22 protein-coding genes are annotated in these 24,091 nt (G+C 65.1%); 7 read left to right on the forward strand and 15 right to left on the reverse strand.

Translation table 11 applies throughout. The features are described 5' to 3' along the window. Window positions 1–2: 2 nt before the first annotated feature. Together AC1DZT_RS11385 and AC1DZT_RS11390 are read right to left on the reverse strand one after the other, a co-directional pair. A complete protein-coding gene (locus AC1DZT_RS11385) occupies window positions 3–1,115 on the reverse strand; it encodes a sensor histidine kinase (RefSeq protein ID WP_478006752.1) in 1,113 nt (370 codons plus the stop codon). After that, the gene (locus AC1DZT_RS11390) at window positions 1,112–2,089 is read right to left on the reverse strand and encodes a LysR family transcriptional regulator (RefSeq protein ID WP_478006753.1); all 978 of its coding nucleotides are present in this window, start codon (window positions 2,087–2,089) and stop codon (window positions 1,112–1,114) included. Before AC1DZT_RS11390 ends, AC1DZT_RS11385 begins: the two co-directional genes overlap by 4 nt. 487 nt (window positions 2,090–2,576) lie before the next feature. On the opposite strand from AC1DZT_RS11390, the gene repA reads away from it, so the two are divergent. The 3 genes from repA to repC all read left to right on the forward strand — a co-directional run bounded on the left by repA (window position 2,577) and on the right by repC (window position 6,085). After that, the gene (repA, locus tag AC1DZT_RS11395) at window positions 2,577–3,779 is read left to right on the forward strand and encodes a plasmid partitioning protein RepA (RefSeq protein WP_478006754.1); all 1,203 of its coding nucleotides are present in this window, start codon (window positions 2,577–2,579) and stop codon (window positions 3,777–3,779) included. Next, on the forward strand, window positions 3,779–4,756 hold the full coding sequence (repB, locus tag AC1DZT_RS11400; protein ID WP_478006755.1) for a plasmid partitioning protein RepB: 978 nt from the start codon (window positions 3,779–3,781) through the stop codon (window positions 4,754–4,756). Before repA ends, repB begins: the two co-directional genes overlap by 1 nt. A gap of 237 nt (window positions 4,757–4,993) precedes the next feature. Beyond that, window positions 4,994–6,085 (forward strand): plasmid replication protein RepC, encoded by a 1,092-nt coding sequence (gene repC / locus AC1DZT_RS11405; protein WP_478006756.1) that lies wholly within the window; start codon window positions 4,994–4,996, stop codon window positions 6,083–6,085. A gap of 77 nt (window positions 6,086–6,162) precedes the next feature. On the opposite strand, the gene AC1DZT_RS11410 is transcribed toward repC, so the two are convergent. From AC1DZT_RS11410 to AC1DZT_RS11425, 4 genes are all read right to left on the reverse strand, one after another. Then, window positions 6,163–6,459 (reverse strand): hypothetical protein, encoded by a 297-nt coding sequence (locus AC1DZT_RS11410; RefSeq protein WP_478006757.1) that lies wholly within the window; start codon window positions 6,457–6,459, stop codon window positions 6,163–6,165. A gap of 90 nt (window positions 6,460–6,549) precedes the next feature. Continuing rightward, on the reverse strand, window positions 6,550–7,755 hold the full coding sequence (locus tag AC1DZT_RS11415; RefSeq protein ID WP_478006758.1) for an MFS transporter: 1,206 nt from the start codon (window positions 7,753–7,755) through the stop codon (window positions 6,550–6,552). 12 nt (window positions 7,756–7,767) lie between these two features. Next, window positions 7,768–8,547 (reverse strand): DeoR/GlpR family DNA-binding transcription regulator, encoded by a 780-nt coding sequence (locus AC1DZT_RS11420; RefSeq protein ID WP_478006759.1) that lies wholly within the window; start codon window positions 8,545–8,547, stop codon window positions 7,768–7,770. Window positions 8,548–8,613: 66 nt separating this feature from the next. Further along, window positions 8,614–9,633, reverse strand: a complete 1,020-nt coding sequence (locus AC1DZT_RS11425; RefSeq protein ID WP_478006760.1) for a glycoside hydrolase family 3 N-terminal domain-containing protein — start codon at window positions 9,631–9,633, stop codon at window positions 8,614–8,616. A gap of 154 nt (window positions 9,634–9,787) precedes the next feature. On the opposite strand from AC1DZT_RS11425, the gene AC1DZT_RS11430 reads away from it, so the two are divergent. After that, on the forward strand, window positions 9,788–10,168 hold the full coding sequence (locus tag AC1DZT_RS11430) for a VOC family protein (RefSeq protein WP_478006761.1): 381 nt from the start codon (window positions 9,788–9,790) through the stop codon (window positions 10,166–10,168). 9 nt (window positions 10,169–10,177) lie between these two features. On the opposite strand, the gene AC1DZT_RS11435 is transcribed toward AC1DZT_RS11430, so the two are convergent. The 7 genes from AC1DZT_RS11435 to AC1DZT_RS11465 all read right to left on the reverse strand — a co-directional run bounded on the left by AC1DZT_RS11435 (window position 10,178) and on the right by AC1DZT_RS11465 (window position 19,172). Then, complete coding sequence (locus AC1DZT_RS11435; protein ID WP_478006762.1) at window positions 10,178–11,677, reverse strand: GMC oxidoreductase; 1,500 nt, start codon at window positions 11,675–11,677, stop codon at window positions 10,178–10,180. Window positions 11,678–11,687: 10 nt separating this feature from the next. After that, window positions 11,688–12,770 (reverse strand): ABC transporter ATP-binding protein, encoded by a 1,083-nt coding sequence (locus AC1DZT_RS11440; RefSeq protein WP_478006763.1) that lies wholly within the window; start codon window positions 12,768–12,770, stop codon window positions 11,688–11,690. Between the two features lie 5 nt (window positions 12,771–12,775). Then, a complete protein-coding gene (locus AC1DZT_RS11445; protein ID WP_478006764.1) occupies window positions 12,776–13,654 on the reverse strand; it encodes a carbohydrate ABC transporter permease in 879 nt (292 codons plus the stop codon). Beyond that, window positions 13,644–14,540: a carbohydrate ABC transporter permease gene (locus tag AC1DZT_RS11450; protein ID WP_478006765.1), complete on the reverse strand. Its 897-nt coding sequence runs from the start codon at window positions 14,538–14,540 to the stop codon at window positions 13,644–13,646. The genes AC1DZT_RS11445 and AC1DZT_RS11450 overlap by 11 nt, the downstream gene beginning before the upstream one ends. Before the next feature lie 76 nt (window positions 14,541–14,616). Beyond that, entirely contained in the window at window positions 14,617–15,870 is a 1,254-nt protein-coding gene (locus AC1DZT_RS11455) for an ABC transporter substrate-binding protein (RefSeq protein WP_478006766.1), read from the reverse strand. A gap of 68 nt (window positions 15,871–15,938) precedes the next feature. Then, complete coding sequence (hisD, locus tag AC1DZT_RS11460) at window positions 15,939–17,249, reverse strand: histidinol dehydrogenase (RefSeq protein WP_478006767.1); 1,311 nt, start codon at window positions 17,247–17,249, stop codon at window positions 15,939–15,941. Between the two features lie 120 nt (window positions 17,250–17,369). Further along, complete coding sequence (locus AC1DZT_RS11465) at window positions 17,370–19,172, reverse strand: thiamine pyrophosphate-binding protein (protein WP_478006768.1); 1,803 nt, start codon at window positions 19,170–19,172, stop codon at window positions 17,370–17,372. 139 nt (window positions 19,173–19,311) lie between these two features. Here AC1DZT_RS11465 and AC1DZT_RS11470 point away from each other — a divergent pair, with 139 nt between their 5' ends. After that, the gene (locus AC1DZT_RS11470) at window positions 19,312–20,148 is read left to right on the forward strand and encodes a helix-turn-helix domain-containing protein (protein WP_478006769.1); all 837 of its coding nucleotides are present in this window, start codon (window positions 19,312–19,314) and stop codon (window positions 20,146–20,148) included. Window positions 20,149–20,268: 120 nt separating this feature from the next. Continuing rightward, the gene (locus AC1DZT_RS11475; RefSeq protein WP_478006770.1) at window positions 20,269–20,964 is read left to right on the forward strand and encodes a hypothetical protein; all 696 of its coding nucleotides are present in this window, start codon (window positions 20,269–20,271) and stop codon (window positions 20,962–20,964) included. Window positions 20,965–21,027: 63 nt separating this feature from the next. Here AC1DZT_RS11475 and AC1DZT_RS11480 read toward each other — a convergent pair whose 3' ends face one another. Continuing rightward, complete coding sequence (locus AC1DZT_RS11480) at window positions 21,028–21,903, reverse strand: sugar phosphate isomerase/epimerase family protein (protein WP_478006771.1); 876 nt, start codon at window positions 21,901–21,903, stop codon at window positions 21,028–21,030. A gap of 231 nt (window positions 21,904–22,134) precedes the next feature. Between AC1DZT_RS11480 and AC1DZT_RS11485 the strand changes: the two genes are divergently transcribed. After that, on the forward strand, window positions 22,135–23,724 hold the full coding sequence (locus tag AC1DZT_RS11485; protein ID WP_478006772.1) for a GMC family oxidoreductase: 1,590 nt from the start codon (window positions 22,135–22,137) through the stop codon (window positions 23,722–23,724). Here the strand turns inward: AC1DZT_RS11485 and AC1DZT_RS11490 are convergent, their stop codons facing one another. Then, a complete protein-coding gene (locus tag AC1DZT_RS11490; protein WP_478006773.1) occupies window positions 23,725–24,069 on the reverse strand; it encodes a bactofilin family protein in 345 nt (114 codons plus the stop codon). It lies immediately after the preceding gene. Window positions 24,070–24,091 lie beyond the last annotated feature (22 nt).

Here is a 24,091-nt window from a genome sequence, read left to right on the forward strand (position 1 = left end):
CGTCAGGGCGTGCCCGCCTCGCGCCAGGGCAGGCTCAGACTGGCGCGAAACCGCCCGGGCGCCACCGGGCCCGCGGTCAGCTGCGCCGCCGCCTGAAACCGCGCGGCAAGACGCTCGGCAATGTTGCGCAGGCCAAGGCCCATGCCCTCGGGTGGCTCGCCCTCTGCTTGCGCCGGCATGTCGTTTTCGACCGTCACCAGCAGCCGGTCACCCTCCCTCCGGGCACGCAGTGCAATCTCCACCCTGCCGATGGTGGCACTGACCCCATGCTTGACCGCGTTCTCGATCAGCGGCTGCAGGATCAGGCTGGGCACCAGGGCCGCGCGCAAATCGGGCGGCAGGTCGATGCTGAACACCATCCGGTCAGAGAACCTCTCGCGCTCGATCTCGAGATATTCCTCCTGCAGCGCCAGTTCCTCGGCCAGGGGCACGTCCTGCAAGGGGTCGAGCGTCAGCGTCGTGCGCAGGAAGGTCGACAGCGTCAGGATCATCCGCTCCGCGCGCGAGGCCGAGCCCTCCTCGATCAGTCCGGCCACCGCGTTCAGCGTGTTGAACAGGAAATGCGGGTTCACCTGATAGCGCAGGGCGCGCATCTGGGCCGACAGCGCCTCTTCCCGCGCCGCGGCCAGCCGCAGCCCGCGCTCGTGAAGTTCAAAGCTGAAGATCAGGCTGATGAAAAGGCAGGACCAACCGAAGAACAGCGCGGCGCCTAGGGCCGTGTCATTGATGAACATATTCCAGTCGCGCGCCTGGGCCAGGGGACGCACCGCCTGCGCCGCCGCACCGGCCAGCGCCCAAAGCGGCGCTGCGGCCAGCGCCAGAAGGAAAGCCGCCACGATGAAGACCGGCAGCGCGCTTTCCGCCGGGCCATGCCGGCTCGCCCGCCTGTGCAGGCGGAAAAGCAGGTAGGAAATCGCCGCCGTCACCAGCCAGCCCGACCCGTAACGGACGAATTTCTCCGCGATATAGGCGATGTGATCGCTGTAGTCGGCAGCCTCCGTCACCTTCAGGGCGTAGAACACCGCCGAAGACAGGAAGGCCCCGCCCCAATAGACCAGACCAAAGCGGAGGAAGGCCTGGCGCAGGGCACAGTCGGTGGAAGAGGCGTTCGTCATGTGCAACCGGAATCGGGGACTTTGACAGGCGCAGAGCTGGACCCGCGCGGCACCAGGTCGGCGAGGTCAAGCGCCGCAGCATCGCCGCGCCAGCGCAGGCGGTCCAGCAAGAGCTTGAAGGCAGGCGAGGCCTGCATCCGCGACGGGTAATAGAGATGATAGCCCGAAAAGACCGGCGCCCAGTCGTGCAGCGTCACCTCCAGCTGGCCGCTCTGCAGCCAGGGCAGCAGATGGCGGTCGGGCAGACAGCAAAGCCCGTCTCCGGCAAGGGCGGATTCGATCAGCAGATCGACGTCATTGGTGATGAACTGCCCCGCCACCCGCACATTGAGGGGATGGCCGTCCCTGCTGAACTCCCAGGCGTAAAGCCCGCCCAGGGTCGGCAGGCGCAGGTTCAGGCAGCTGTGCCCGGTCAGATCATGCGGCGTCTGCGGCCGCCCGCGCCGCGCGAAATAGGAGGGCGCGCCCGCCACGATCATCCGCATGTCCGGCCCGATGCGGACGGCGATCATGTCCTTCTCGATGCTCTCGCCCAGCCTTATCCCGGCATCGAACCGGTCGCTGACGATGTCGGTCAGCTTCTGGTCGACCGAGATCTCGATGTTGATGTCAGGGTAGTCCGCCATTAGCGCCCGCGCCTTGGGAAACAGCAGATCCTGCGTTGCATGGCGGCTGGAGGTGATGCGGATCGTCCCCGCCGGCCGGTCGCGCAGCGCGTTCAGGCTTTCCAGCCGCGTGTCGATATCGGCAAAGGCCGGGCGCAGCGTCTCGGCCAGGCGATCGCCTGCCTCGGTCGGGGCGATGTTGCGGGTGGTCCGGGTCAGCAGCCGCAGGGCCAGCCGCTCTTCCAGCCGCTTGATCGTATGGCTGATCGAGGATTGCGAGGTGCCCATGCGGGCCGCCGCACGGGTGAAGCTCTTCTCCTCATAGACTGCCAGAAAGGCCAGAAGGTCGCCCAGCTCATCGCGCTTCATTCATGAACCTCGCAGATCGGAAATCGCGGCGATTGCGCCCTCAATCCGAAAAATCGACCCTTCCCGCCGCAAATGCAATCCACGACCAGCACGCCCCTGCCCTTCCTCCTTCATTGGTCCATAAATATCCCGGGGGTGCGGGGGCTGGCCCCCGCTTCTTCCCTTAGGCCACCCCACATCGCACCGCAGGCCGGAACTTGATTCGTATCCACACCCTTGCGTCCCGATCGGCGTCTTGGCACACTCCAACCCGCACGCCCCGCCAAACCCCGGCCAAAGCACGCTTTAATCATTCTTTATCAACATATTGCGATGCAAAGTTGAGATCTTTGTTGAACTGTGCCCCGTAACCTTCTGTTCGACCCTCTCAGAAAAAAGTTGCCCGACCGTAAGTTGCGTGCCATCACTGGTGTTGTCGCAACATGCCGATTATGACGCATTCTTGCGACGAAACATTCAAGGTCCACTAAGAGACCCATGAGGGCACATGACGACGAGCACGCCACTCCCACCGCCTGGCTCGATCGCGAGCACGATCAGCGCCAATGCCGCCCGGTTGTCCGAGGCGCTCAACACCCATATGCGCAACAGCTTTCAGCCCGAAAGCCGCAAGACGCTGCGCAAGCTGCATCCGGCCGAGGTCTCGGAACTGACCGGGATCAGCATGTCGAACCTGCGCACCCGCCACCAGGAGGGCGACTTCCCCGAGGTGGAGACCGATGCCCGCGGCAGGCGGCTCTATTCGGCCGAAGAGCTCGACATGATCCGCCAGGTGATGGCCCGTACCGGCCGCAATGGCGAATCCTACCTGCCCGGCCGGCGCGAGGGCGACGGGTTGCAAGTGATCTCGGTCGTCAACTTCAAGGGCGGGTCCAGCAAGACCACTTCGGCCATTCACCTCGCACAGCGCTATGCCCTGCGCGGCTACCGGGTTCTGGCGATCGACATGGACCCCCAGGCCAGCCTGACCACCATGTTCGGTTACCGTCCCGAGATCGAATTTGCCGAAAGCGGCACGATCTATGACGCCCTGCGCTATGAAGAGCCGGTGCCGCTGAGCCAGGTCATCCGCAAGACCTATTTCCACAAGCTCGACCTTGCCCCGGCGGGTCTGCTTCTGTCGGAATATGAAACTGAAACCGCCTATGCCCTGCAGCACCGGATCGAACCGCCCTTCACCCAGCGCCTCGCCATCGCGCTCGGTGAGGTCGAGAAGGACTACGACCTCGTCCTGATCGACTGCCCGCCGCAGCTTGGTTTCACCACGATGACCGCCTTGCTGGCTTCCACCGGGCTGCTGATCACCGTGGTACCCAGCATGCTGGACGTGGCCTCCATGGCGCAATTCCTTGAAATGGCTGGAGAAACTGTTCGCGTTCTCGAAGAATCCACCGGGCCGACCGACTGGAAATTCCTCAAGTTCCTGATCGCGAGATACGAGCCGACCGATGTGCCGCAATCGCAGATGGCGGGGTTCCTGCGCTCGATCCTGCTGGATCAGGTGCTGACCATGCCGATGCTGAAATCTACCGCGATTTCCGATGCCGGCATGACGCAACAGACGATCTATGAACTCGACCCCACCCAAGTCATCCGCAAGACGCTGGACCGCATCCTGGAAAGCGTCAATGGCGTCGCGGATGAGTTCGAGAAGGTCATCCAGGAAGCCTGGGGACGGAGAGCAGACTGATGGCACGTCGCAACATATTCCAGCCCCCTCCCCCGCCCGCAGCCCCCGTGGCAGAGGCGGGTCCGGGCGATGGCAAACCCCGCTTCCCCAACACCGGGGCGATGTCGGGCGTCAAGTCGACGCTGCGGGACCTGTCCTCGAACGCGGTGCGCGAGATCGACGCGGCCCTGATCGACGATGGCGGCCCGAAGGACCGGTTGAGCATCACCGATGCCGATGTGGCGGATCTGGCGCAAAGCATCCGCACCCATGGCCAGCAAGTGCCGATCATGGTGCGCCCCCTGCCCGACAACCCGGGCCGCTACCGCATCGTCTATGGCCGGCGGCGCCTGCGCGCCCTGAAACTCGCTGGCCTGCCCGCCAAGGCGCTGATCCGCACCCTGACCGACGAACAGGCCATCCTGGCCCAGGGTCAGGAAAACAGCCTGCGGCTGGACCCGAGTTTCATCGAAAAGGCCATATTCGTCACGGATCTGACCGATGAAGGCTATGACCAGACCGTGGTTCTGGATGCCCTGGCGATCGACAAGCCGATGCTGTCGCGGATGACCAAGGTCGCCCGCACCGTGCCGCTTGGCGTCATCCAGTTCATCGGGGCCGCCCATGGCATCGGCCGCCGCCGCTGGGAGGAGCTGGCCGATCTGCTGCGCGAGGGCGAGATCGCGATCGAGAACCTGGTGGCCGCCCTGCCCGCTTCGGCGCGTGCCGCAGGTTCCGACGAACGCTTTGCCCTGGTCGCGAGCCTCGCGGCCAAGGCGGTGCCTGCCGATGCCCCCCTGCCCGGCGCGCCCCCTGCCCTGCCCATCCTGGACCGCGACGGCGCCCGCCTGGGCGAGATCAAGGACACGCCCCGCGCCCTGACCCTGCGGTTTTCCGGCTCTGATCAGCCGGAATTCACCAAATGGATGCGAGAACATGCCGCGTCAGAGGTCTTGCGCCTCTACGAAGCGTGGAAGTCGGCCGCTACGGCCGGCTGAACCGAGACGAGCAGATCAACAACAAAAGGAGCACGCGCAGCCCAAGGAAAAAGAAAGAGCCCCCCAAAGTCACCTTCGGAGAGCCCAATCTGTTGCTTAGCACCATCAGGTTTACCAGCTTCTCCCCGACAGTCAAGAACAACCGAATTGGTTGAACGGATGAATATTGCCAAAAGCCGGTAATATTCGTGGTGCTTTGGCATGGGCAGCTTCCGCCTAGGCCTGCTGTGAAGACTCATGAGCTTTCAACATGTCACCGCCCCCACCGGGACGCGGGTTTCCGCCCTATTGCCCGCGGACAACGGCCGCCCCGACCGGTTCCAGCTGATGGATGCCTTGCGCAAGGCCAGCCCTGCGCTGAAGCTGAAAGCGCCGGTTCTGGCGACGCTGGACGCCCTGCTGTCCTGCCTGCCGCCACGGCGCAACCACGACTTCGTCTTCGCCTCGAACGCGACGCTGGCCTTCAAGCGCAACGGCATTTCGGACCGGACCCTGCGCCGCCACATCGCGCAGCTGGCAGAGATGGGCTTCCTGACGCGTTCCGACAGCCCCAACCGCAAACGCTTCAGCAAGGGCGATGCGGCCACGGGCCAGGTCCTGCGTTTCGGCTTCGACCTTGCGCCGCTTTTCGCCGCCTACACCCGGATCTGCGAGATGGCCGAGGCTTGCGTCGCAGAGGCGAGCCACCTGGCCTTCCTGCGCACCAAGCTGCGCTGTGCGGTTGCCCGGACGCTGGCAGAGAACGGCGCAAGCCCCGCCCTAGAGGCCGCCCAACACACCCTGCGCCGCAAATGCGATGCCGCCGATCTGGAAGTCTTGCTCGCCGCGCTGGTGCCCGTCGCTGATTTCCCGCAATCCGAACCCGAGGCTCTTGCGTCAGAACCGAAAGAAATGACCGCCACTGGCGGACAAAATGACCGTCATCTTCAGAACTCAAAAAAAGAACTTAAAGATTCTGACAGCGCAGAGCCCAAGACGCCCAAGCTTCGGGGCAGGGAGCCAATATCGCTGAGAAGCCTTGTGGGTGCCTGCCCAGAGGCGGTGAGTTACCTGCAGCGAACGCCGGAAGGGCCGGGCGACGTGGTGAACCATGCCCGAACGCTGGCGCCGATGATGGGCATCGACCGGGCAACCTATCATGCCGCCGAAAGCAGGCTTGGCGCGCTGGAGGCGGCGGTCACGGTCTGGGGCTTGCTGGAGATGCAGGGAAAGATCCGCCAGATCGGTGCCTATTTCCGTGCCCTGACCACCGGGGCGAAAAGTGCGGGCTTCGATCCCTGGGCCTTTGTCGGGCGTCTGGCGCAGCAAAGGCCGCAGGCTGCGCTGTGAGATTGTCCGCGGACAACGCCAACAAATGGCCTCAAGCCGGCGGCGCGAGAAATTGTCCGCGGACAAAAGGGCAGGGGTCACTTGTTCCCGTCGATCCACTTCGACATCAGGTCCTTGTCGCGGAAACAGGCATCGGGAACCGCGCGGTGTTTGATCCGCGCAATCCGTTCCGCAAAGGCCACTTGGCGGGAGGAGGGCAAGCCGTCCAGCGCCGACATCGGTTTCAACTTGGCCTGCGCCTCGATCCAGGCGCTGAGACTGCGGCGGTCCTGCTGAACCTCCCAAGGCAGCAAGGTCTGGTTCCGCAAGGCCAGCGACCGTGCATAGGCGATCTGGCGGGGCGTTGCGGGCAGGGCAAAGCTTGTATCTTCCATCGGGAAACTCCCTGTCTGGGTGGTCTCCTTATATGGAACAGAAAGAGAACAATTTCAAGATCGGCGGCCGCCAAACCGGACGATGCGCGCTCACCCGCCGCGTCGCATGCGGGACCGCCGGGCCGGATCGGTCGCCAGAAACGCCAGCGCGGCAAGGGTCATGGCCCCCGCCAGCACGGCATAGGCGGCAAAGCCGGTGCGGATGCCCCAGCCTTGGGCGAGGGCCGACATCAGGAACGGAAAGGCGAAGGCCCCAACCCCGCCACCGGTCGCGGCAAAGGCGATGGCCTGGCTTTGCGCCTCGGGAAACCGCTGGCCCAGCAAGGAGATCATCGCCGGGTAATAGATCGAGCAGCCAAGGCCCGAAAGTGTCACCAGGACAAGCCCGATGTCCGCGGCACCGGCAGGGGAGGGGGCAAAGCCCAGCCCGCACAGCGCCGCAGTCGCCGCCGTAGCAAGGGCAGAGAGGGCCACCAGCACCGCGCCCTGATGCGGGCCGTGGTACAGCATCGGCACCCCCAGCCGCCCCGCCAGAACCCCCGCCCAGAAGAGCGAGACGAGAAAGGCGCTTTCCCCCGGCTTGTAGGCAAAGACCTGCACGAAATATTCGGCGAGCCAGCCGGTCAGGCCAAGCTCGACCCCGACAAAGCAGAAGAGGGCGGCGAAGGAAATCCAATAGGCCGGCTCGCGCCCCAGGTGCTGCGGTGTGGTGGAGCCCTCTCGCGTCTGGCCCAGCTGCATCCTCAGCGGCAGCACCAGAAGGATCATCGCGCCGAGGATGGCAGAGATGCCCCGGTAGACCGTGATCCAGTCCAGCCCGGCCTTTAACAGCAGACCGACCGCGACGGGCCCCAGGATGGCCCCGATCGCGAAGGCGCTGTGCATCATGTTCATCGTGCGGCCCTTGCCCTCGGTATCGATCCGCAGCGTGGCCCAGTTCGCCCCGACCTCCAGAAAGCCCTGACCGAGGCCGACCAGACCGCAGAGCAGGAAGTTGACCAGCGGGTCGGCTGTGGCCGCAAAGAACAGCATCCCCAGCGCCGCGCAGGACAGACCCAGCAGGATCGCCCCCTTGGCGCCCCAGGACCGCACCAGAAAGCCCGCCAGGAAGGTCGCGGTGAAATAGGCGACCGAACCTGCCGAAAGCACAAGGCCCGCGGTCACATAGCTCCACCCGAGGCCGGAAAGGATCTTGGGCAGCGTCGCGCCGAAGATCGTGACGAAGGTGCCGAAAATGGTGAAGACGCCGAAGATGGCGCAGAACAGGGCGCGGTGGCGCGGGTCGATCAGGGGCATGGGATGTCCGGTTCAGGGTATGGTTTCGGTCGGGCCGGGGGCGGTGTGGACCTCGACCCCGGCGGCGCGGAAGCGGGCGAGTTGCACGGGATCGGCGGAGGCGGGCACCACCAGATGCGCGATCGTCGCCACCTCGGAGACTTTGAAGGGCGCGGCGGTGCCAAGCTTGTCCTGCGTCGCCACGACGATCACCTGCGAGCTTTGATCGACCATCGCGCGCTTGACCTCGGCCTCGGCAGGGTCGAAGGCGGAAATGCCGTGGAGCGCGTCGACCCCGCAGGAGCCGAGGAAGAACAGATCGGCGTTGATCTGGCGGATCGCCTCCAGCGTGGCGCCGCCAAGCGCCGCGCCGATCTTCAGGTCCAGCTGGCCGCCCAGAAGCACGACCCGGGCACGCGGATGGTCCGACAGGGCCATGGCGACGGCGGGGGCATTGGTCAGGATCACCAGCTCGTGCTGGCGGGGCAGGGCGGCGGCAATCGCGGTGTTGGTGGAGCCTGCGTCGATGAACAGCGTCTGCCCCGGCCTGACCAGCGCCGCCGACGCGACGGCGAGGCTTTGCTTGGCCTTGGCATCGTCCTGCAGCCGGGTCGCAATCGGCGCGGGCAGCGGCGCCTCGAGCAGTGCGCCGCCATAGACCCGCCGGCAGAAGCCCGATCTTGCAAGATCGCGCAAATCCCGGCGGATCGTGTCTTCAGAGGTGCCGAACTCCTCGGCCAATTCGGTGGAAACCACCTTGCCATTCAGCATGAGGCGGTTGCGAATGATCTCGTGGCGCTCTTTGGTCAGCATGTTTGCACACTCTTGCACGGTTTGCGCCATTTGGCGGCAAGAACCACGAAAGATCAAGGGGCGGGGTCAGGCGGTGGCGTAGCGAGTGGCCAGGGCGCGGACCTTGTCGGCGGAGGCGGCCAGCGCTTCGGCCGAGATGCGGCCGGTGTTCGCGGCGGCGATGATGGCCTGGGCGATATCCTCCACCTGGGTGCCGACATCGGCGAGCAAGAGGAAATCACAGCCGGCGGTGAGCGCGTCCAGCGCAACCTCGGCCACGGAATCGCCCCGCATCGTGGCCTGGCTGTCCAGATCGTCGGCCATCACGACGCCGGGGAAACCAAGCGCGTCCTTCAGCTTGCGCACCACCTTGGAGGAGCGGAGGGCGGGTTTCCCTTCATCCAGATGGCGGACGATGGCGGGGCCGACCATGATCATCTCCACCCCTGCCGCAATGGCCGCGCGGAAAGGTTCAAGCCCGGCCTCGAGCGTCGCGGCATCGGCGAGGCAAAGCGCAGAGGGGTCAATCGCCGGATCGGCGGTCGTGGCGCTAAAGCCCGGAAAATGCTTGCCTGTTACGGCAACGCCACCGCGCTGCGCGCCGCGGATATAGGCGGCGGACAGGCGGGCGATCAGGGCCGGATCGGTCGAAAAGGTCCGCCCGGCAAGCCAGGCATTGGTCCCGGTCACCACATCCAGCACGGGCGAGAGGAAGACATTGACGCCCATCCCGGCGGCCTGATGGGCGATGCGTTGGGTCAGCGCCTCGATCTCTTCCGGGCTGGTGGTGGGCAGGTCGGCGCGGGGCGGGAACTGCGGTACGAGGTCGTGGAGCCGGCAGATCCCGCCCATTTCCTGGTCAATGGCGGTGAGCAAGAGACCCGAACGCGCGCGCGCCTCGGCGGTGATGCGGCGGAAGGTTTCCGGCGTCTCGGCGCGGCGGCGTTCGGCATTCATGGCGCGGGCGACATATTCCGCCCGGCTTTCCCCGATCAGGATCGACACGCCGCCCCGATCCAGAAAAGCCTGCACCGCCGAGCTGAGGGTGGTGGCATCGAAGGCCGGCAAAAGAACGGCGCGGGCATTTTCCGCTATTGTATGGGTCATGGGAGGCTCCGGTTGATGGGGGTTTTGCGGATTTCTGCGTGATCATCGTAGCACAGTCAAGAAAAATGCGGCAAAACGTGTATAAACGTGCAAAAAGACTTGCCGGATTGCCCGATCGCATCTAGGACGCGCCAGCAGCACAGGGAGGTTCGCGATGAAGATGGCTCATGTGGCACTTTGGACCCACGATCTGGACGGGCTTTGCCGGTTCTGGGCGCGGGTCTTCGGCGCGCAGATCGGCGAGGTCTACGACAGCCGGAACCGCCCCGGCTATCGTTCGCGCTTTCTGACCTTCGCCGAGGGTCCTTCGGTCGAGGTGATGACCGGGCCCTGGGTCGGCGATCCCGCGGGCCATGAGGCCTGCGGTTACGCCCATCTGGCGCTGTCGCTGGGCAGCCCCGCCGCGGTGGACCGTCTGGCCGAGGCGATGCGCGGCGAGGGGCGGCTCGTCTCCGGGCCGCGGCGGACCGGGGATGGCTATTACGAGGCGGTGCTGCGCGATCCCGACGGCAACCTGATCGAGATCGTCGCCTGACCGGCAGGCTCAATGCGCATGAAAGCGCAACAGCCCCGGCGCCGCCTTCAACGCCAGCGCCGCCACGGTGAGCGAGGGGTTCACCGCCGCCGAGGTCGGCAGAACCGCGGCATCGGTGATCCAGAGATTGGCAATCTGATGCGCCCGGCAGTCGGGCGTCACGACCGACAGGTTCGGGTCCAGCCCCAGTCGTGCGGTGCCGCATTGGTGCGAGGTGGTCTTGCGGCCGAAGGTGCGGGTCAGGACGATGGGAAAGCCTGCACGTTTCATCAGCGCCCGGGTGCGCGCGATCAGCGCCTCATGCGCTGCCATGTTGGAACGCTCCCACTGCATGGTGATCTGGCCGTTCTGCACCGTCACCCGGCTTTCGGGGTTGGGGATATCCTCGCTTTGCAGGAACCAGCCGAAGGCATAGCGCGCACAGAGCCGCGCCAGCGGCATCGGCAAGAGCGGCATGTTGGCCTTCAGGATCGGCCCGGTGATGCGGCCAAGGCCCTGGACATTGCCCAAGGGGTAGCCGGTCTCGGGGTCCTTGTCGTAAAAATCGTTGAGGCTGAGGGTCTTTTGATAGACCGAGGTATTGGGCAGCCGCGGGTCGATCGTCAGCATGGCCGAGGAGTTGTGGTTCATGAAATTGCGCCCGACCTGATCCGAGCCATTGGCAAGCCCCTTCGGATGCGCGTCATTGGCCGACCGCAAAAGCAGGGCCGCGCTCTGGATCGCACCTGCGGCAAGGGCATAGCTGCGGGCGGTCAGGCGGATTTCGCGCCCCTGATGGCGGACCACGGCGCCGGTGATCTGGCCGCCGGCGCTGTCGGTGTCCAGCCGCAGCACCTCGGCCCCGGTCATCAGCGTGACATTGGGGTGGCGCAGGGCTTCGGTCAGCGGGCCGGATTCCGCGTCGATCTTGCCGGAGCCGGTGTTGGGAAAGGCATCCCAGCCGGTCTTGCCCCCGGCGAGCCAGGCCTCGATGTCGATGGCCAGCGGCAGGGAGGCGGGATGCGCCCCGGCCCTTTGCAGCCGCTGGCGGACCTTTCGCATCACCGGCTCGTCGGGGACCGGGGCGAAAGGGTAGGGCAGGGCGTGCGGCGGCTCGGTCAGATCCTCGGTCGCGGTGCCGCGGACCTGAAACAGCGCCTCGGCCTTGTCGTACCACGGGGCGAGGTCGGCATAGGTCAGGGGCCAGCCGGGCGTGGCGCCGCCCAGATGGGCGCGGGGGCGAAAGTCGGCCTCGCGGTAGCGGTACATCACCGCGCCGTAGAACTTGGAATTGCCGCCGACGACATAGTAATTCCCCGCCACGAAGGGCGTGCCGTCAGAGCCCATCCATTGTTCGGTCGGCGCGAAATGGCCGCGCTGGAAGATCGCCACGTCATCGCGCGTCTCGGGCGAGGGGCGCAGATGTTCGCCCTTCTCCAGGACCAGAATCCGCAGACCCGATGGCGCCAGGGCAGAGGCGAGCGTCGCCCCGCCCACGCCCGACCCGATGATGATGACGTCGGCCTCCATCACGCGCTCCTCACACTAGGCGGGTTTCGGTTTGGGCGTCGAAGAGCACGATCTTCTCGGTCTTGACGGCCAGCGTCACCTTTTCCCCCGCCGCCGCCGCAAAGGGTTCAAGCCGCGAGATCACCTCGACCCCGCCCATGCCGAAAACCGCCAGCGTGTCGGCGCCGGTGGGTTCGACCACGTCGATCTGCACCGGCAGACCCGGCCCGCCCTTGCGGTCGAGCGAGAAATGCTCCGGCCTTATGCCGACCAGCACCGGCTTGCCGTCGTAAAGCCGCGCCGTCTCGGGCGAGAGGGTGATGCCGTCGATCTGCAGCGGGCCGCTGCGCCCCTCCAGCACAACGGACTGGCCCGACAGGCGGCCCGGGATGATGTTCATCGCCGGGGAGCCTACAAAGCGCGCCACATAGGTATTGGCCGGGCGGTCGTAGACCTCTTGCGGCGGGCCGAATTGCTGCACCTTGCCGTCCTTCATCACCGCGATGCGGGTGGCCAGCGTCATCGCCTCGATCTGGTCATGGGTGACATAGACGATGGTGGTGCCAAGCCGCTGGTGCAGGCGCTTGATCTCGGTCCGCATGTCGACGCGCAGCTTGGCGTCGAGGTTGGACAGGGGCTCGTCGAAAAGGAACAGCTTCGGCTCGCGCACCACGGCGCGGCCCATCGCGACGCGCTGGCGCTGGCCGCCCGACAGCTGGCTGGGCCGGCGGTCCAGAAGCTGGCCCATCTGCAGCATGTCGGCGGCGGCCTGGGTGGCCCTGGCCCGGACCTCGGGCTTGATGCCGCGGATCTTCATCCCGAACTCGATATTCTCGCGCACGGTCATCGTGGGATAGAGGGCATAGGACTGGAACACCATCGCGATGTCGCGGTCCTTGGGCGGCAGGTCGTTGATCACCTCGCCCGAGATGCGCACCTCGCCCGAGGTGATGCTTTCCAGGCCCGCGATCATGTTGAGAAGGGTGGACTTGCCGCAGCCGGACGGCCCCAGCAGCACGAGGAAATCGCCATCCCCGATCGAGAGGCTCACCTCTTTGAGAACCTCATGGGTGCCGTAGGATTTGCGGACGCGGTCGATTTCAAGAGTTGCCATCAGGGTCAGCCTTTTACTGCGCCTGCCGTCAGGCCCCGCACGAAGTAGCGGCCGGCGACGACATAGACGATGAGGGTGGGAAGGGCGGCGATCATGGCGGCGGCCATGTCGACATTGTATTCTTTGCGCCCCATCGAGACATTGACGATGTTGTTCAGCGCCACGGTGATCGGGGCATTCTGGCCGGCGGTGAAAGAGGCGCCGAAGAGGTAGTCGTTCCAGATCTGGGTGAACTGCCAGATGCAGGAGACCACGATGATCGGCAGGGCCGTCGGCAGCATGATCGAGACGAAGATCCGCACGAACCCGGCCCCGTCGATCTGCGCCGCCTTGACCAGCTCGTCCGGGATGCCGATGAAATAGTTGCGGAAAAACAGCGTGGTGAAGGCGATGCCATAGATCGTATGCACCAGGATCAGCCCGGGCAGCGTGCCGGCCAGATGCAGCATCCCCAGGGTCTGCGCCATCGGCAGGATCACCGCCTGGAAGGGCAGGAAGCAGCCGAACAGCAGCAGGCCGAAGATCGCGTTCGAGCCGGCAAACCGCCATTTGGTGATGACATAGCCGTTGATCGCCCCGATGCTGGTGGAGAGCAGAACCGCCGGGATCGTCAGCAGGATCGAGTTGATGAAATAGGGCTTCAACCCCTGGCAGGCGGTGCCGTTGCAGGCCTGCGACCAGGCGGTCTGCCAGGCTTCGAAGGTGATCTCCTTGGGCAGGCCGATGAAAGAGCCGGCATAGATCTCGTCCAGGTGCTTGACCGAGGTGACGATCATCACCCAGAGCGGCATCAGGTAGAAGGCGGCCATGGCGATCAGGGCGCCATAGATGACCACGCGGCCCAGAAGCTGCTGGCGGCGCAAAGAGGTGGCGTTAGTGGCCATCGCGGGTCTCCTTCAGTTCGGAATAGAGGTAGGGGACGATGATGGCCGCGACCGTCATCAGCATCATCATCGCGCTGGCAGCACCCACCCCCATCTGATCGCGCCGGAAGGTGGCGGAATACATGAAGGTCGAGGGCATCTCGGTCGCAGATCCCGGCCCGGTGTTGGTCAGCGCGAGGATGAGGTCGAAGCTTTTGATCGCGACATAGCTCAACAGCACGATCACGCTGAGGAAAGCCGGCCGCAGCATCGGGATGATGATGGAACGGTAGATGCGGGGCAGGCCCGCGCCCTCGATCTGGGCCGCCTTGATCACCGAATTGTCGATGCCGCGCAGGCCGGCCAGGAAGATCGCCATGGCAAAGCCGGTGGATTGCCAGACGGCGGCGATCACGACGCAGTAGATGGCAAAGCTGGGCTGGGCGATCCAGTCGAAGACGAAGCTGGTCCAGCCGAGGTCGTTGACCACCTTCTGCACGCCAAGCGCCGGGTTCAGGATCCATTTCCACGCCGTGCCGGTGACGATGAAGGACAGCGCCATCGGGTAGAGGAAGATCGCGCGCAAGGCGCCCTCGGCGCGGATCTTCTGGTCCAGCAGGATCGCCATCAGAAGGCCAAGGCAGGTGGTGACGCCCAGAAACAGCGTGGTGAAGATGAAGAGGTTGGCCACGGCGGTGTGCCAGCGCGGGGTGGACCACAGGCGGACATATTGCTCCAGCCCGACGAAATCGTATTTCGGCACGATCTTGGAGGAGGAAAGCGAAATCCAGCCGGTCCAGGCGATGAACAGATAGACCGCGACCAGAACCACCAAGAGGCTGGGGGCAAGAACCAGCCGCGGCAGCCAGTTTGCCAAACGTTCCGAAAAGGGTTGAGTTCTCGTCATCGGGATGTCCTGTGGTTTGAAGGATCAGACGGCGACCTGCCGGGGCGGGGAGCGGCTGCCCCGGCAGGCCCGGCGCTCAACGGGCGTTGTCGATGCCGTCGACCAGCGCCTTCACGGCATCTTCCGAAGACATGTCGGTGACGAAGAACTTGCCCACCACATCGCCGAAGACGCCCGAGAAGCGCGGCTCCACCGCGAAACCATCGGTGACAGAGCCCCACATCGCATTGGCCTTGATCGCATCGGCCCGGTCGGCAGAGCTGCGCTTGGCGCAGTCGTCGAAGCCGTCCATCGGCACATCGGTCCGCGCCGGGATCGAGCCCTTGATCATGTTGAAATCACGCTGGACCTGCGGGTCCATGATCGCCTCGGCCACCGCGTCCTGGCCCTTGTTCATGTCGGCGTTGTCGTTCTTGAAACCGCCGAAGGCATCGAAGACGAATTTGTAATTGGGCGTGGCGGTGGGCGTCGGGAAGCAGAGGAAATCCACGCCCGGCTTCATCCCCTTGGCCAGGAACTCGCCCTTGGCCCAGTCGCCCATGATCTGCATGCCCGCCTGACCATTGGCGACGAGGTTGGTCGCCGCCGCCCAGTCGCGCCCGGTATAGCCTTCGTCATGCAGGCCGCGGACCTGGCCCAGAAGGTCGAAGACCTTGACCATCTCGGGGCTGGACAGCGCGGTTTCATCCAGATCGACCACGGCCTTCTTGTAGAAATCCGGGCCGTTCACGTCCGCGACCATCGCCTCCCAGATCTCTTCGATCTGCCAGCTTTCGTCGCTCATCGCGATCGGGATGACGCCGGCGGCCTTCAGCTTCTCGCCCGCGGCGATCAGCTCTTCCCAGCTGGTGGGCGGGGTGATGCCGGCCTTGTCGAAGACCGCCTTGTTGGCCCAGACCCAGTTCTGCCGGTGCATGTTGATGGGCGTGGAGAAGTAGTCGTCGCCGCTTTTCAGGAACTGCGTCATCACCGGCGGCAGCACCGCCGCCCAGCTGTTCGCATCGTAAAGCCCGTTGAGCGAGCGCAGCGCGCCCTCACCGGCCCAGCCGAGGCCCTCGTAGCCCAGAAACTGCATCACGGCGGGCGGGTTGCCGGCCGCGACACGGGTGCGCAGGGCCTGCTGGGCATTGGCGCCATTGGCCCCGCCCACCGCACTGTCCTGCCATTCAAAGCCCATCGCGGCGAGCTTGTCGGTGATGACCTTCAGCGCCTTGACCTCGCTGGCCGAGGTCCAGACATGCAGGCCCTCGATCTTGATCTGGGCGGGGGCCGGGGTTGCCACGGGCAGCGCAAGGGCGGTGGCCAGCAGAAGTTTCTTCAGGTTTGTCATGGTCTTCCTCTCTCTGTTGCAGGGGCCCGTCGCGTTTTCGCGTTATCGGGCTGTCGGGGTTGGGGGGATCAAACCGGGTCGGCGGGCATCGCGTAGGCGACGTTCCTTTTCCCGTAGCGGCGCACCCGCAGGTTGGCCTGTTCGGCATGGCCCACGAAGCCCTCCATGAAACAGAGGCGCGAGCCGTACTGGCCGATCAGCGCCGAGGCCTCGTCGGTCAGGATGCGCTGATAGGTGCAGGTTTTCAGGAACTTGCCGACCCAGAGCCCGCCGGTATAGCGCGCGGCCCGCTTGGTCGGCAGGGTGTGATTGGTGCCGATCACCTTGTCGCCAAAGCTGACATTGGTGCGCGCGCCCAGGAACAGGGCGCCGTAATTGGTCATGTGGTTCAGGAAGTAATCCGGGTCCGCTGTCATCACCTGCACATGTTCCGAGGCGATGCGGTCGGCCTCGGCCACCATTTCCTCCAGCGTGTCACACAGGATGATCTCGCCGAAATCGGCCCAGGCCTTGGCGGCCACGGCGGCGGTCGGCAGGATCTGCAACAGGCGGTCGATCTCGCGCAGCGTGTCGCGGGCCAGCGCCTCGGAATTGGTGATCATCACGGCGGGAGAGTTGGCGCCATGTTCGGCCTGGCCCAGAAGGTCGGTGGCGCAGATCTCGCCATCGGCGGTGTCATCGGCGATCACCAGGGTCTCGGTCGGGCCGGCGAAAAGGTCGATGCCGACCTGCCCGAAGAGAAGGCGCTTGGCCTCGGCCACATAGGCGTTGCCGGGGCCCGCCAGCATGTCGACCGGGTCGATGGTCTGGGTCCCGTAGGCCATCGCGGCAATCGCCTGGACGCCGCCGATGCAGTAGATCTCGTCCGCGCCGGCCAGATGCTGGGCCGCCACGATCTTCGGCGCGATCTGGCCCTTGAAGGGCGGGGCGCAGGTGATGACACGGGCACAGCCCGCCACCTTGGCCGTCAGCACCGTCATATGGGCCGAGGCAAGCAGCGGATAGGCGCCGCCCGGCACATAGCAGCCGACATTGGCCACCGGGATGTTGCGGTGGCCCAGAACCACGCCAGGCAGGGTCTCCACCTCCAGATCCAGCATGGTGGCACGCTGCGCCTGGGCAAAGTTGCGCACCTGGTCCTGGGCAAAGTCGAGGTCGATGCGTTCCTGCCTTGTCAGCCCGTTCATGCAGGCGGCGATCTCGGCATCGGTCAGCCGGTAGCTGTCACGCTCCAGCCCGTCGAACTGCTTGCTCAGCTTTCGGATCGCCGCATCGCCACCCTCGGCCACCTCGGCCAGCAGTTTTTCAACCACGGCGGTGACGCTGCTTTCGGTGACGGAGGCTTCGGTGGGTCTGGCGGATTTCATGTGGCGGATCATCGGGTAAACCTATCCAAGACGGTGGCCCGCAAGGGCACCGGGACTGAGCGATTTGCGAAAGGGGAGGGGGGTCAGAAAGGGGGCGGCGCGAAACAGGGGAGAATACGCGCCGCCCGAGGCTTACATATGCTGTTCAAGCGCACGCTTGGCCGCATAGTCCGCCTGTTCCTTGTCGTAATAGGCGGGCGAGGGGAAATCCCACCAGCCGGTGGCGAAGGGCCCCGCCGCATCGCGCGAGGTCATGATCTCGACCAGGGCCGGCCGCCCGCAGTCAAGCGCCGCCTTCAGCGAAGATTCCAGCTGGTCATCCGAGGTGACCTTCCAGCTTTCGACGCCGAAGTTCTTCGCCACTTCCGAGATATTGGCGCTATAGGGCTCGCCATTGCCCGCGTGGTAGTTGAACTCCGACGCGACATGCCGGCCCATGAATTTGCGCTGGCCGCCGCGGATCGACATGTAGCCGCAGTTGTTCTGCACCATGAAGACGACGGGGATGTTGTTCATCACGGCGGTGCCAAGCTCCGGCAGGCTCATCATGAAATCGCCGTCGCCGGTGATCGCCACGACCTGGCGGTCGGGCATGGCGAGCTTCGCCCCCATCGCGGCCGGAACCGCCCAGCCCATCGGCGAGAAAGAACCCGAGGTGATATGGGTGCGCGGCGTATAGACCGGGAAGGTCTGCTTGACCGCCCCTTGGGTATTGCCCGACCCGACCACCACGATGCCGTCACGGTCCATCACCTTGCGCAAGGCCCCGAGCGGGCGCTGCGAGGTGAAGGGGGCTTCGCGGCTGTCGCGGCGGGGGGCCAGCAGGGCCTCCCAATCGGCCTTGGCCTTCATCACATCGGCGAGGAACTTCTCGCGCCGGGACAGGGCCTTTTGCGCCTCGGCATCCGAGATCATCGCGAGGATCGCCTCCAGCGTGGCCTTGGCATCGGCGACGATGCCCACCTCGGTCGGGTAGTTCTTGCCGATCTCGTGGTGATCGAGGTCGATATGGATCAGCTTGCCCGGCGGGATCGAGAAGCTGACCCCCTTGGCATAGCTCGAGGCCGACCAGTCGGTGAAGCGGCAGCCGACCGACATGACGACATCGGCGCTGGCGGTGATGGCATTGCTACAGGTGGTGCCGGTCTGCCCGACCGCGCCGATGAAGAGGGCGTGATCCTCCGAAATGGCGCCCTTGCCGTTCCAGGTGATCGAGACCGCGGCCCCGATCTTTTCGGCCAACCGGGTCAGTTCCTCGGAGGCCCCGGCAGAGATCGCACCGCCGCCCGCCACGATCACCGGACGTTCGGCCTGCAACAGCAGCGCCACCGCCCGTTCGATCGCCCGCGGGTCGGGATAGGCCACGCCGCGCGCCATCCGCAGGTCCAGCGGGTGGATCGCCACATCGGCAGCCTCGACCTGAATGTCCATCGGCACTTCGACATGGACCGGACCCTGCCGCCCGCTCATCATCGTGTTGAAGGCGCGGTGCATGATGAAGGGCAGCTCGTCAACCCGGCCCGCCTTGAAGGCGCGCTTGGTCACCTGTTCGGTGATGCGGGGGAAGGCGTTCTCGTTCTGGCGCTCGATCTCCTGCATGACGCCGTGGCCCTTCATATGGGTCGCAGGGCCGCCCGAGACATAGAAGACCGGGATGCTGTCGGCATAGGCCGTGGCCAGGCCGATGATCGTGTTGGTGGCGCCCGGCCCGATCGAGGTGGAACAGGCCATCGGCTTGCCGCTGGCGCGGAAATAGCCGTCGGCCATGTGGACGGCCGATTGTTCGTGCATCACCTGGATGAAGGGCAGCTGCGAGCCCTCTTCCAGGAAGGCGTCGAACAGCGACCAGATGCCGTGACCCGGCACACCCGCCACATATTCCACGCCATAGCTCTTCAAGGCCGTCGCTACGATCTGCCCGCCAGTCAGTTTCATGTCATCCCTCCGGTCACATGAGGCTGTGAACACCCTCATCTCTGCTGTTGGGATAAGCCTCAATTCTTTCGATGTTTCTTGCAATTGCGCTCCCGTCATATTACTGACGCAATATGAAGCACCCTTTGCGAAGGTCCTGATGACAGCCCCGGATGAGGCCATCGACAGCAAGGCCGCGAACTTTGCCGCCAACCTGCGCTTCGTCTGCGAGCGGCACGGATCGATCTCCTTGGTCTGCCGGAAGATCAGCATCAATCGCCAGCAATTCAACAAATACCTCTCGGGCCGCCACCGCCCCTCGCCGGCCAATGCCAGGCTGATCGCGAATTTCTTCGGCCTCGGGCCGGACATCATGTTCACCGATCACGACCGGTTCCGCGCCCTGGTGGAGGGCAATTTCTTCAACGCGCTGGACAAGCTGCGCGAGGCGCCGCAGGTCATCCGCTTTCTGGATACGGCAACGCTGTCCTCGAAAGTGGCCGAGGGGGAATTTGTCGGGATTTACGACCGTTACCAGTATTCCTCGATCTATGCCCGGCAGGTCCTGAAATCCGCCCTTTGCGTCTTTCGCAATGGCGACATCCTAAGCCATTATTATGTCGAGCGTTTTCCAAGCTACGACAATCCGCGCAAGGCCGAATACATCTTCAAGTATCATGGCTTCTTCTTTCCGATCGAAGGCCGGATCTTCACGGTGGATTTCGAATCCGTCCAGAATAACGAGATGACCTTCGGCATCTATTCCAACGTGCAGCGCAATTCCAAGCGCTTCCTCTTCGGCATCTGCAGCGGGATTGCCGCCACCATGTTCCGCCAGCCCTATGCGACGCGGGTCGTGCTGCACTACCGCCGTCCGGGGCTGCTGACCCGGCAAGAGCTGATGGCGCTGACCACGCTGGACGCCAAGGACCCCAGCATCCCGCGCGAGGCGATGGACTATCTCGGCGACGGTCTGGACATGATCAAGCCGACCTGAGGCGACCTGGCGCAAAGCCCTGCGTCAGGTTGCGCCATATATCTGCGCGGCGCGCAATAGCAGGCCAGCCCTTTCCATGGTCACTCTGCGCAAAACCCAAAGCCCGCATTCGAGATCATCATGCAGAACAAAACCCGCGACCTGAACTTTGCCGATGCCTTCATCCATGCCGAGCTGGTGGAGAACCCGCGCGATTACGCGGTGGATGATGCGGTGGTGGTCAACCTTGGCCCCTCGCCGATGGTCACCGGCACCGACGAGCCGGCGATCGTGCCGGCCTGGAAATCGACCTGGCTGATCGGCGGGCAGATCAAATCGGCCGAGCGCGCCGCCGTCATCAAGGTGCGCAAGGCGACCAACCTGGGCGGCGTCGGCCTGCGCGGCTGGGACTGGCTCGGCAACCGGATCAAGAGCTTTCCGCGCGACACGCCGCTGTACATCTCGCCGCAGGACTTCATCGGCACCGTGACCACCGACCCGCTGGTCTTCACCAATGAAAGGTCGGCGCCGAAGGATTTGCAGGAGTTCGACCTGAAGCTGAACCTCTGGTGGGCGCCCGGCGACACCGATTGCTTCATCCACAACGAACATCCGTTCCTGGAGGTTCACACGCAGATTCATGGCCTTGGCCGGATGCAGAAGTTCAAGGAGCGCGATCCGAAGACGGTTTATGAAACCGTGATGATGCCGATCGGCTATACCCATGACCCTTTCTGCCGGGTGACCGGCCATAACGAATGGGCCTATCCCTGGCACCATTACTATGCCGATACCGACAGCATCTGGCTAGCGATCGAGCTGCATCCCAAGGGCTGACCGCTCCCGCCTCACCGGGCGCCCAGGCCTCGCGATGGGCCTCGGCGCCCTTTGCCTTGGGCCCTACAGAACCAGATCGGACATCAGGGCGTGCAGTTCGGCCGCGACGGCGAAACTGTCGTCCTGTTGCTGCCTGCGGCAGAACAGCTCGCAGCTCCACCAACCGACATAGCCGGTCGCCTTGACCGCATCGGTCCAGTCCCGCAGGTTCAGAACGCCGCGCCCGGTCGGCACATCGCGCAAGACCATCTCGTTCGGGATCCCGCCGCTGAAGGTCAGGGAATCGCAGATGTGGACGCCGTAGATCAGGTTGCGGTCCAGCTTTGCGACCTGATCGGGCCTGTCGCCCGAGGCATAGCAATGCCAGAAATCCACCACCAGCCGGACATTGCCGCGCCCGGCGCGTTCGATCACCTCGACCTGATCGGCCAGGGAGTTGAGCGGCGTCCAGGCCAGCGCCTCCAGATACAAAAGCAGGTCGTAGGTCGCGGCAAGGTCGGCCAGCCGGGCGAGGTTCCGGGCGGTGATCGCGATCTGCTCTGCCCGGTCGAGGCCAAGCACGCCTTTGTAAAGCGGGGTCGGCAGGCCTGCGGCGTGCTTTTGCACAGCCTCCACCTGGACCGGGCCGGTCAGCACCTGCACGCCCCTGGCCCCGGCAATCCGCGCCAGATCGAAGAGCGCGGCCGCCTCCTGCATCAGCTGAGCTTCCGCCGCGCCCTGCCGTTCGATGTCGAGAAGAAAGCCGATGCCGGGGATGGTGACCCCTTTCAGACGCTGCGCCAGCTCGTCCGCCGAAAAGCCGGCCGCCAGCACGTCGCGCATCTTGGCCGCCGAAATCTCCAGCCCGTCGAAGCCGGCGGCGCGCATGATGGCAAGGTCGATCGACAGCGTCGAATGGCGTGAGACCAGACCGTGATAGATCAGCGTCTGCTGTGCCATGAAGTTCTCCTCCCTCGAAAGGCGCGTCCCATGCCTAAGCCAGATGGCGGGGCGCAGGCAAGCACCTTATGCACCTTGGCGCACAAGATTCCCCATGTTGCGTCAGGTTGCTTCAAACATTTCGTCAGAGCGAAGTTGCTGCCCGGAGCATGGCCGCCTTACCCTTTCGCCAAAGGGATCGCGTCCCGGGTCCGCACAGGGCCGGGATGCCGCATCGGGGCTTGGGGCGAGATGGACAGCGTCGATTACATTGTCATTGGTGGCGGCTCGACCGGCTGCGTGGTTGCGGCACGCCTGTCAGAGGAGGATGCCTGCAGCGTGGCGCTGCTGGAAGAGGGGCCGTGCGACCGCAGCCCCTATATCCACATTCCCGGCGCCTATTACAAAACCGCCCAGGGCCCGCTGCTTAAGCGCCTGCCGTGGGAGAATTTGCCGGGTCAGCCGCCGCATGCCAACCCGACGATGGTGCAGGCCTCGGTCCTGGGCGGCGGAAGTTCAGTCAATGCGATGATCTACATCCGCGGCAATCCGGCGGATTACGCGGCCTGGGCGGCGCTTGGGGCGGAGGGCTGGGGCTATGACGACGTGCTGCCCTATTTCCGCAAGGCCGAGGATAACAACCGCTTCTCCAACGCGGCCCATGCGACGGGCGGCCCGCTGGGCGTGTCGGACAATGCCCATATCCACCCGCTGACCCGCGCCTGGCTTCTGGCCTGCCAGCAGGCGGGCCTGCCGCTGAACCCCGATTTCAACGCGGGCGACCAGGCGGGCTGCGGGCTTTACCAGATCACCGCGCGCAACGCCCGGCGCAGCAGCGCCGCCACCGCCTATATCCATCCCGCCGAAAAGCGGAAGAACCTGCATCTGCAGACCGGCGCCCGCGTGACCCGCATCCTGATCGAGAAGGGCGTGGCGGTCGGCGTCGAATATCTGCGCCGCGGCCGCCTGCAGACCCTGCGCGCCCGCAAGGAGGTGATCCTTTCGGCCGGGGCCATCGCCTCGCCCAAGCTGCTGATGCTGTCGGGCATCGGGCCTGCCGCGCATCTGGCAGGGCATGGCATCAAGGTGGCAGCCGATCTTCCCGGCGTCGGGCAGAACCTGCAGGATCACGTCGAGATCTCGCTCGTCTACCAGCTGAACGGCCCGCACAGCTATGACAAGTACAAGAAGCTGCACTGGAAGGCGCTGGCGGGGCTGGATTACGCGCTGTTCCGCGGCGGGCCTGCGGCCTCGAACCTGATCGAGGGCGGCGCCTTCTGGTGGGGCAACCGGACCGAGGCGCTGCCCGATGTGCAGTTCTTCATGGTGGTCGGCGCCGGGATCGAGGAGGGCGTCGATGCGGTGCCGGGCGGCAATGGCTGCACGGTCAATCTGGGCCAGATCCGCCCCCGCTCGCGCGGCGAGGTGCTGCTGCGCAGCGCCGATCCGATGGACTTTCCGACGGTGCGCCCGAATTACTTCGCCGATCCCTATGATCTGGACGCGGTCACCGAAGGCGGCCTTTTCGCGATGGAGGTGATGGAACAGCCCGAGATGCGCCGTTTCATCGCCCGGCGTCACATCCCCGATGCGGGTATGACCCGCGCGGCCTTTCGCCGCTTCTGCCAGACCGAGGCCCATGCCGCGCTCCACCCCGCCGGCACCTGCCGCGCGGGCGGCGATGCGCTGTCGGTCGTCGATCCGAAGCTGAAGGTGCATGGAATCGCGAACCTGCGGGTGGCCGATGCCTCGATCATGCCGCAGCTGATCTCGGGCAATCCCAATGCGGTCTGCATCATGATCGGCGAGAAGGCCGCCGACATGATCAAGGCCGGGGCCTGACTAACGTTTGCGCTTCAGGCTGCCGTCGAACTGGGCGCCGGTCTCGATCGTGATCAGGTCATGGGTGATGTCGGCCCGCACCTGCGCCGACCCGGCCAGCACCACGGCCTTGGCGGCGATCGTGCCCTCGACGGTCCCGAGGACCGAAAGGTTGAGCGCCGCGACATGGCCCAGAACCTGCCCCCCGGCCGAGATCAGCACATCGGGCGCACGCACCGCTCCGCGGACCCGGCCAAGGATCTCGACCGGCCCCTGCGAGGTCACATCGCCATCAAGCTCGAGGTCTTCCGCCAGGACCGACGGTTTCGCGCCCGTCGCCGCAGCCGGCCAATCGGTCACTGTCATCTCTGTGCTCATCGCCTGACGC

It is taken from the genome of Rhodobacter sp. P1_C2 (genome assembly GCF_056406375.1).

Coding starts and splice junctions, on each gene's coding strand:
- AC1DZT_RS11385 (WP_478006752.1), bottom strand. CDS start 1,115: ATGACGAACGCCTCTTCCACCGACTGTGCCCTGCGCCAGGCCTTCCTC.
- AC1DZT_RS11390 (WP_478006753.1), bottom strand. CDS start 2,089: ATGAAGCGCGATGAGCTGGGCGACCTTCTGGCCTTTCTGGCAGTCTAT.
- repA (WP_478006754.1), top strand. CDS start 2,577: ATGACGACGAGCACGCCACTCCCACCGCCTGGCTCGATCGCGAGCACG.
- repB (WP_478006755.1), top strand. CDS start 3,779: ATGGCACGTCGCAACATATTCCAGCCCCCTCCCCCGCCCGCAGCCCCC.
- repC (WP_478006756.1), top strand. CDS start 4,994: ATGAGCTTTCAACATGTCACCGCCCCCACCGGGACGCGGGTTTCCGCC.
- AC1DZT_RS11410 (WP_478006757.1), bottom strand. CDS start 6,459: ATGGAAGATACAAGCTTTGCCCTGCCCGCAACGCCCCGCCAGATCGCC.
- AC1DZT_RS11415 (WP_478006758.1), bottom strand. CDS start 7,755: ATGCCCCTGATCGACCCGCGCCACCGCGCCCTGTTCTGCGCCATCTTC.
- AC1DZT_RS11420 (WP_478006759.1), bottom strand. CDS start 8,547: ATGCTGACCAAAGAGCGCCACGAGATCATTCGCAACCGCCTCATGCTG.
- AC1DZT_RS11425 (WP_478006760.1), bottom strand. CDS start 9,633: ATGACCCATACAATAGCGGAAAATGCCCGCGCCGTTCTTTTGCCGGCC.
- AC1DZT_RS11430 (WP_478006761.1), top strand. CDS start 9,788: ATGAAGATGGCTCATGTGGCACTTTGGACCCACGATCTGGACGGGCTT.
- AC1DZT_RS11435 (WP_478006762.1), bottom strand. CDS start 11,677: ATGGAGGCCGACGTCATCATCATCGGGTCGGGCGTGGGCGGGGCGACG.
- AC1DZT_RS11440 (WP_478006763.1), bottom strand. CDS start 12,770: ATGGCAACTCTTGAAATCGACCGCGTCCGCAAATCCTACGGCACCCAT.
- AC1DZT_RS11445 (WP_478006764.1), bottom strand. CDS start 13,654: ATGGCCACTAACGCCACCTCTTTGCGCCGCCAGCAGCTTCTGGGCCGC.
- AC1DZT_RS11450 (WP_478006765.1), bottom strand. CDS start 14,540: ATGACGAGAACTCAACCCTTTTCGGAACGTTTGGCAAACTGGCTGCCG.
- AC1DZT_RS11455 (WP_478006766.1), bottom strand. CDS start 15,870: ATGACAAACCTGAAGAAACTTCTGCTGGCCACCGCCCTTGCGCTGCCC.
- hisD (WP_478006767.1), bottom strand. CDS start 17,249: ATGATCCGCCACATGAAATCCGCCAGACCCACCGAAGCCTCCGTCACC.
- AC1DZT_RS11465 (WP_478006768.1), bottom strand. CDS start 19,172: ATGAAACTGACTGGCGGGCAGATCGTAGCGACGGCCTTGAAGAGCTAT.
- AC1DZT_RS11470 (WP_478006769.1), top strand. CDS start 19,312: ATGACAGCCCCGGATGAGGCCATCGACAGCAAGGCCGCGAACTTTGCC.
- AC1DZT_RS11475 (WP_478006770.1), top strand. CDS start 20,269: ATGCAGAACAAAACCCGCGACCTGAACTTTGCCGATGCCTTCATCCAT.
- AC1DZT_RS11480 (WP_478006771.1), bottom strand. CDS start 21,903: ATGGCACAGCAGACGCTGATCTATCACGGTCTGGTCTCACGCCATTCG.
- AC1DZT_RS11485 (WP_478006772.1), top strand. CDS start 22,135: ATGGACAGCGTCGATTACATTGTCATTGGTGGCGGCTCGACCGGCTGC.
- AC1DZT_RS11490 (WP_478006773.1), bottom strand. CDS start 24,069: ATGACAGTGACCGATTGGCCGGCTGCGGCGACGGGCGCGAAACCGTCG.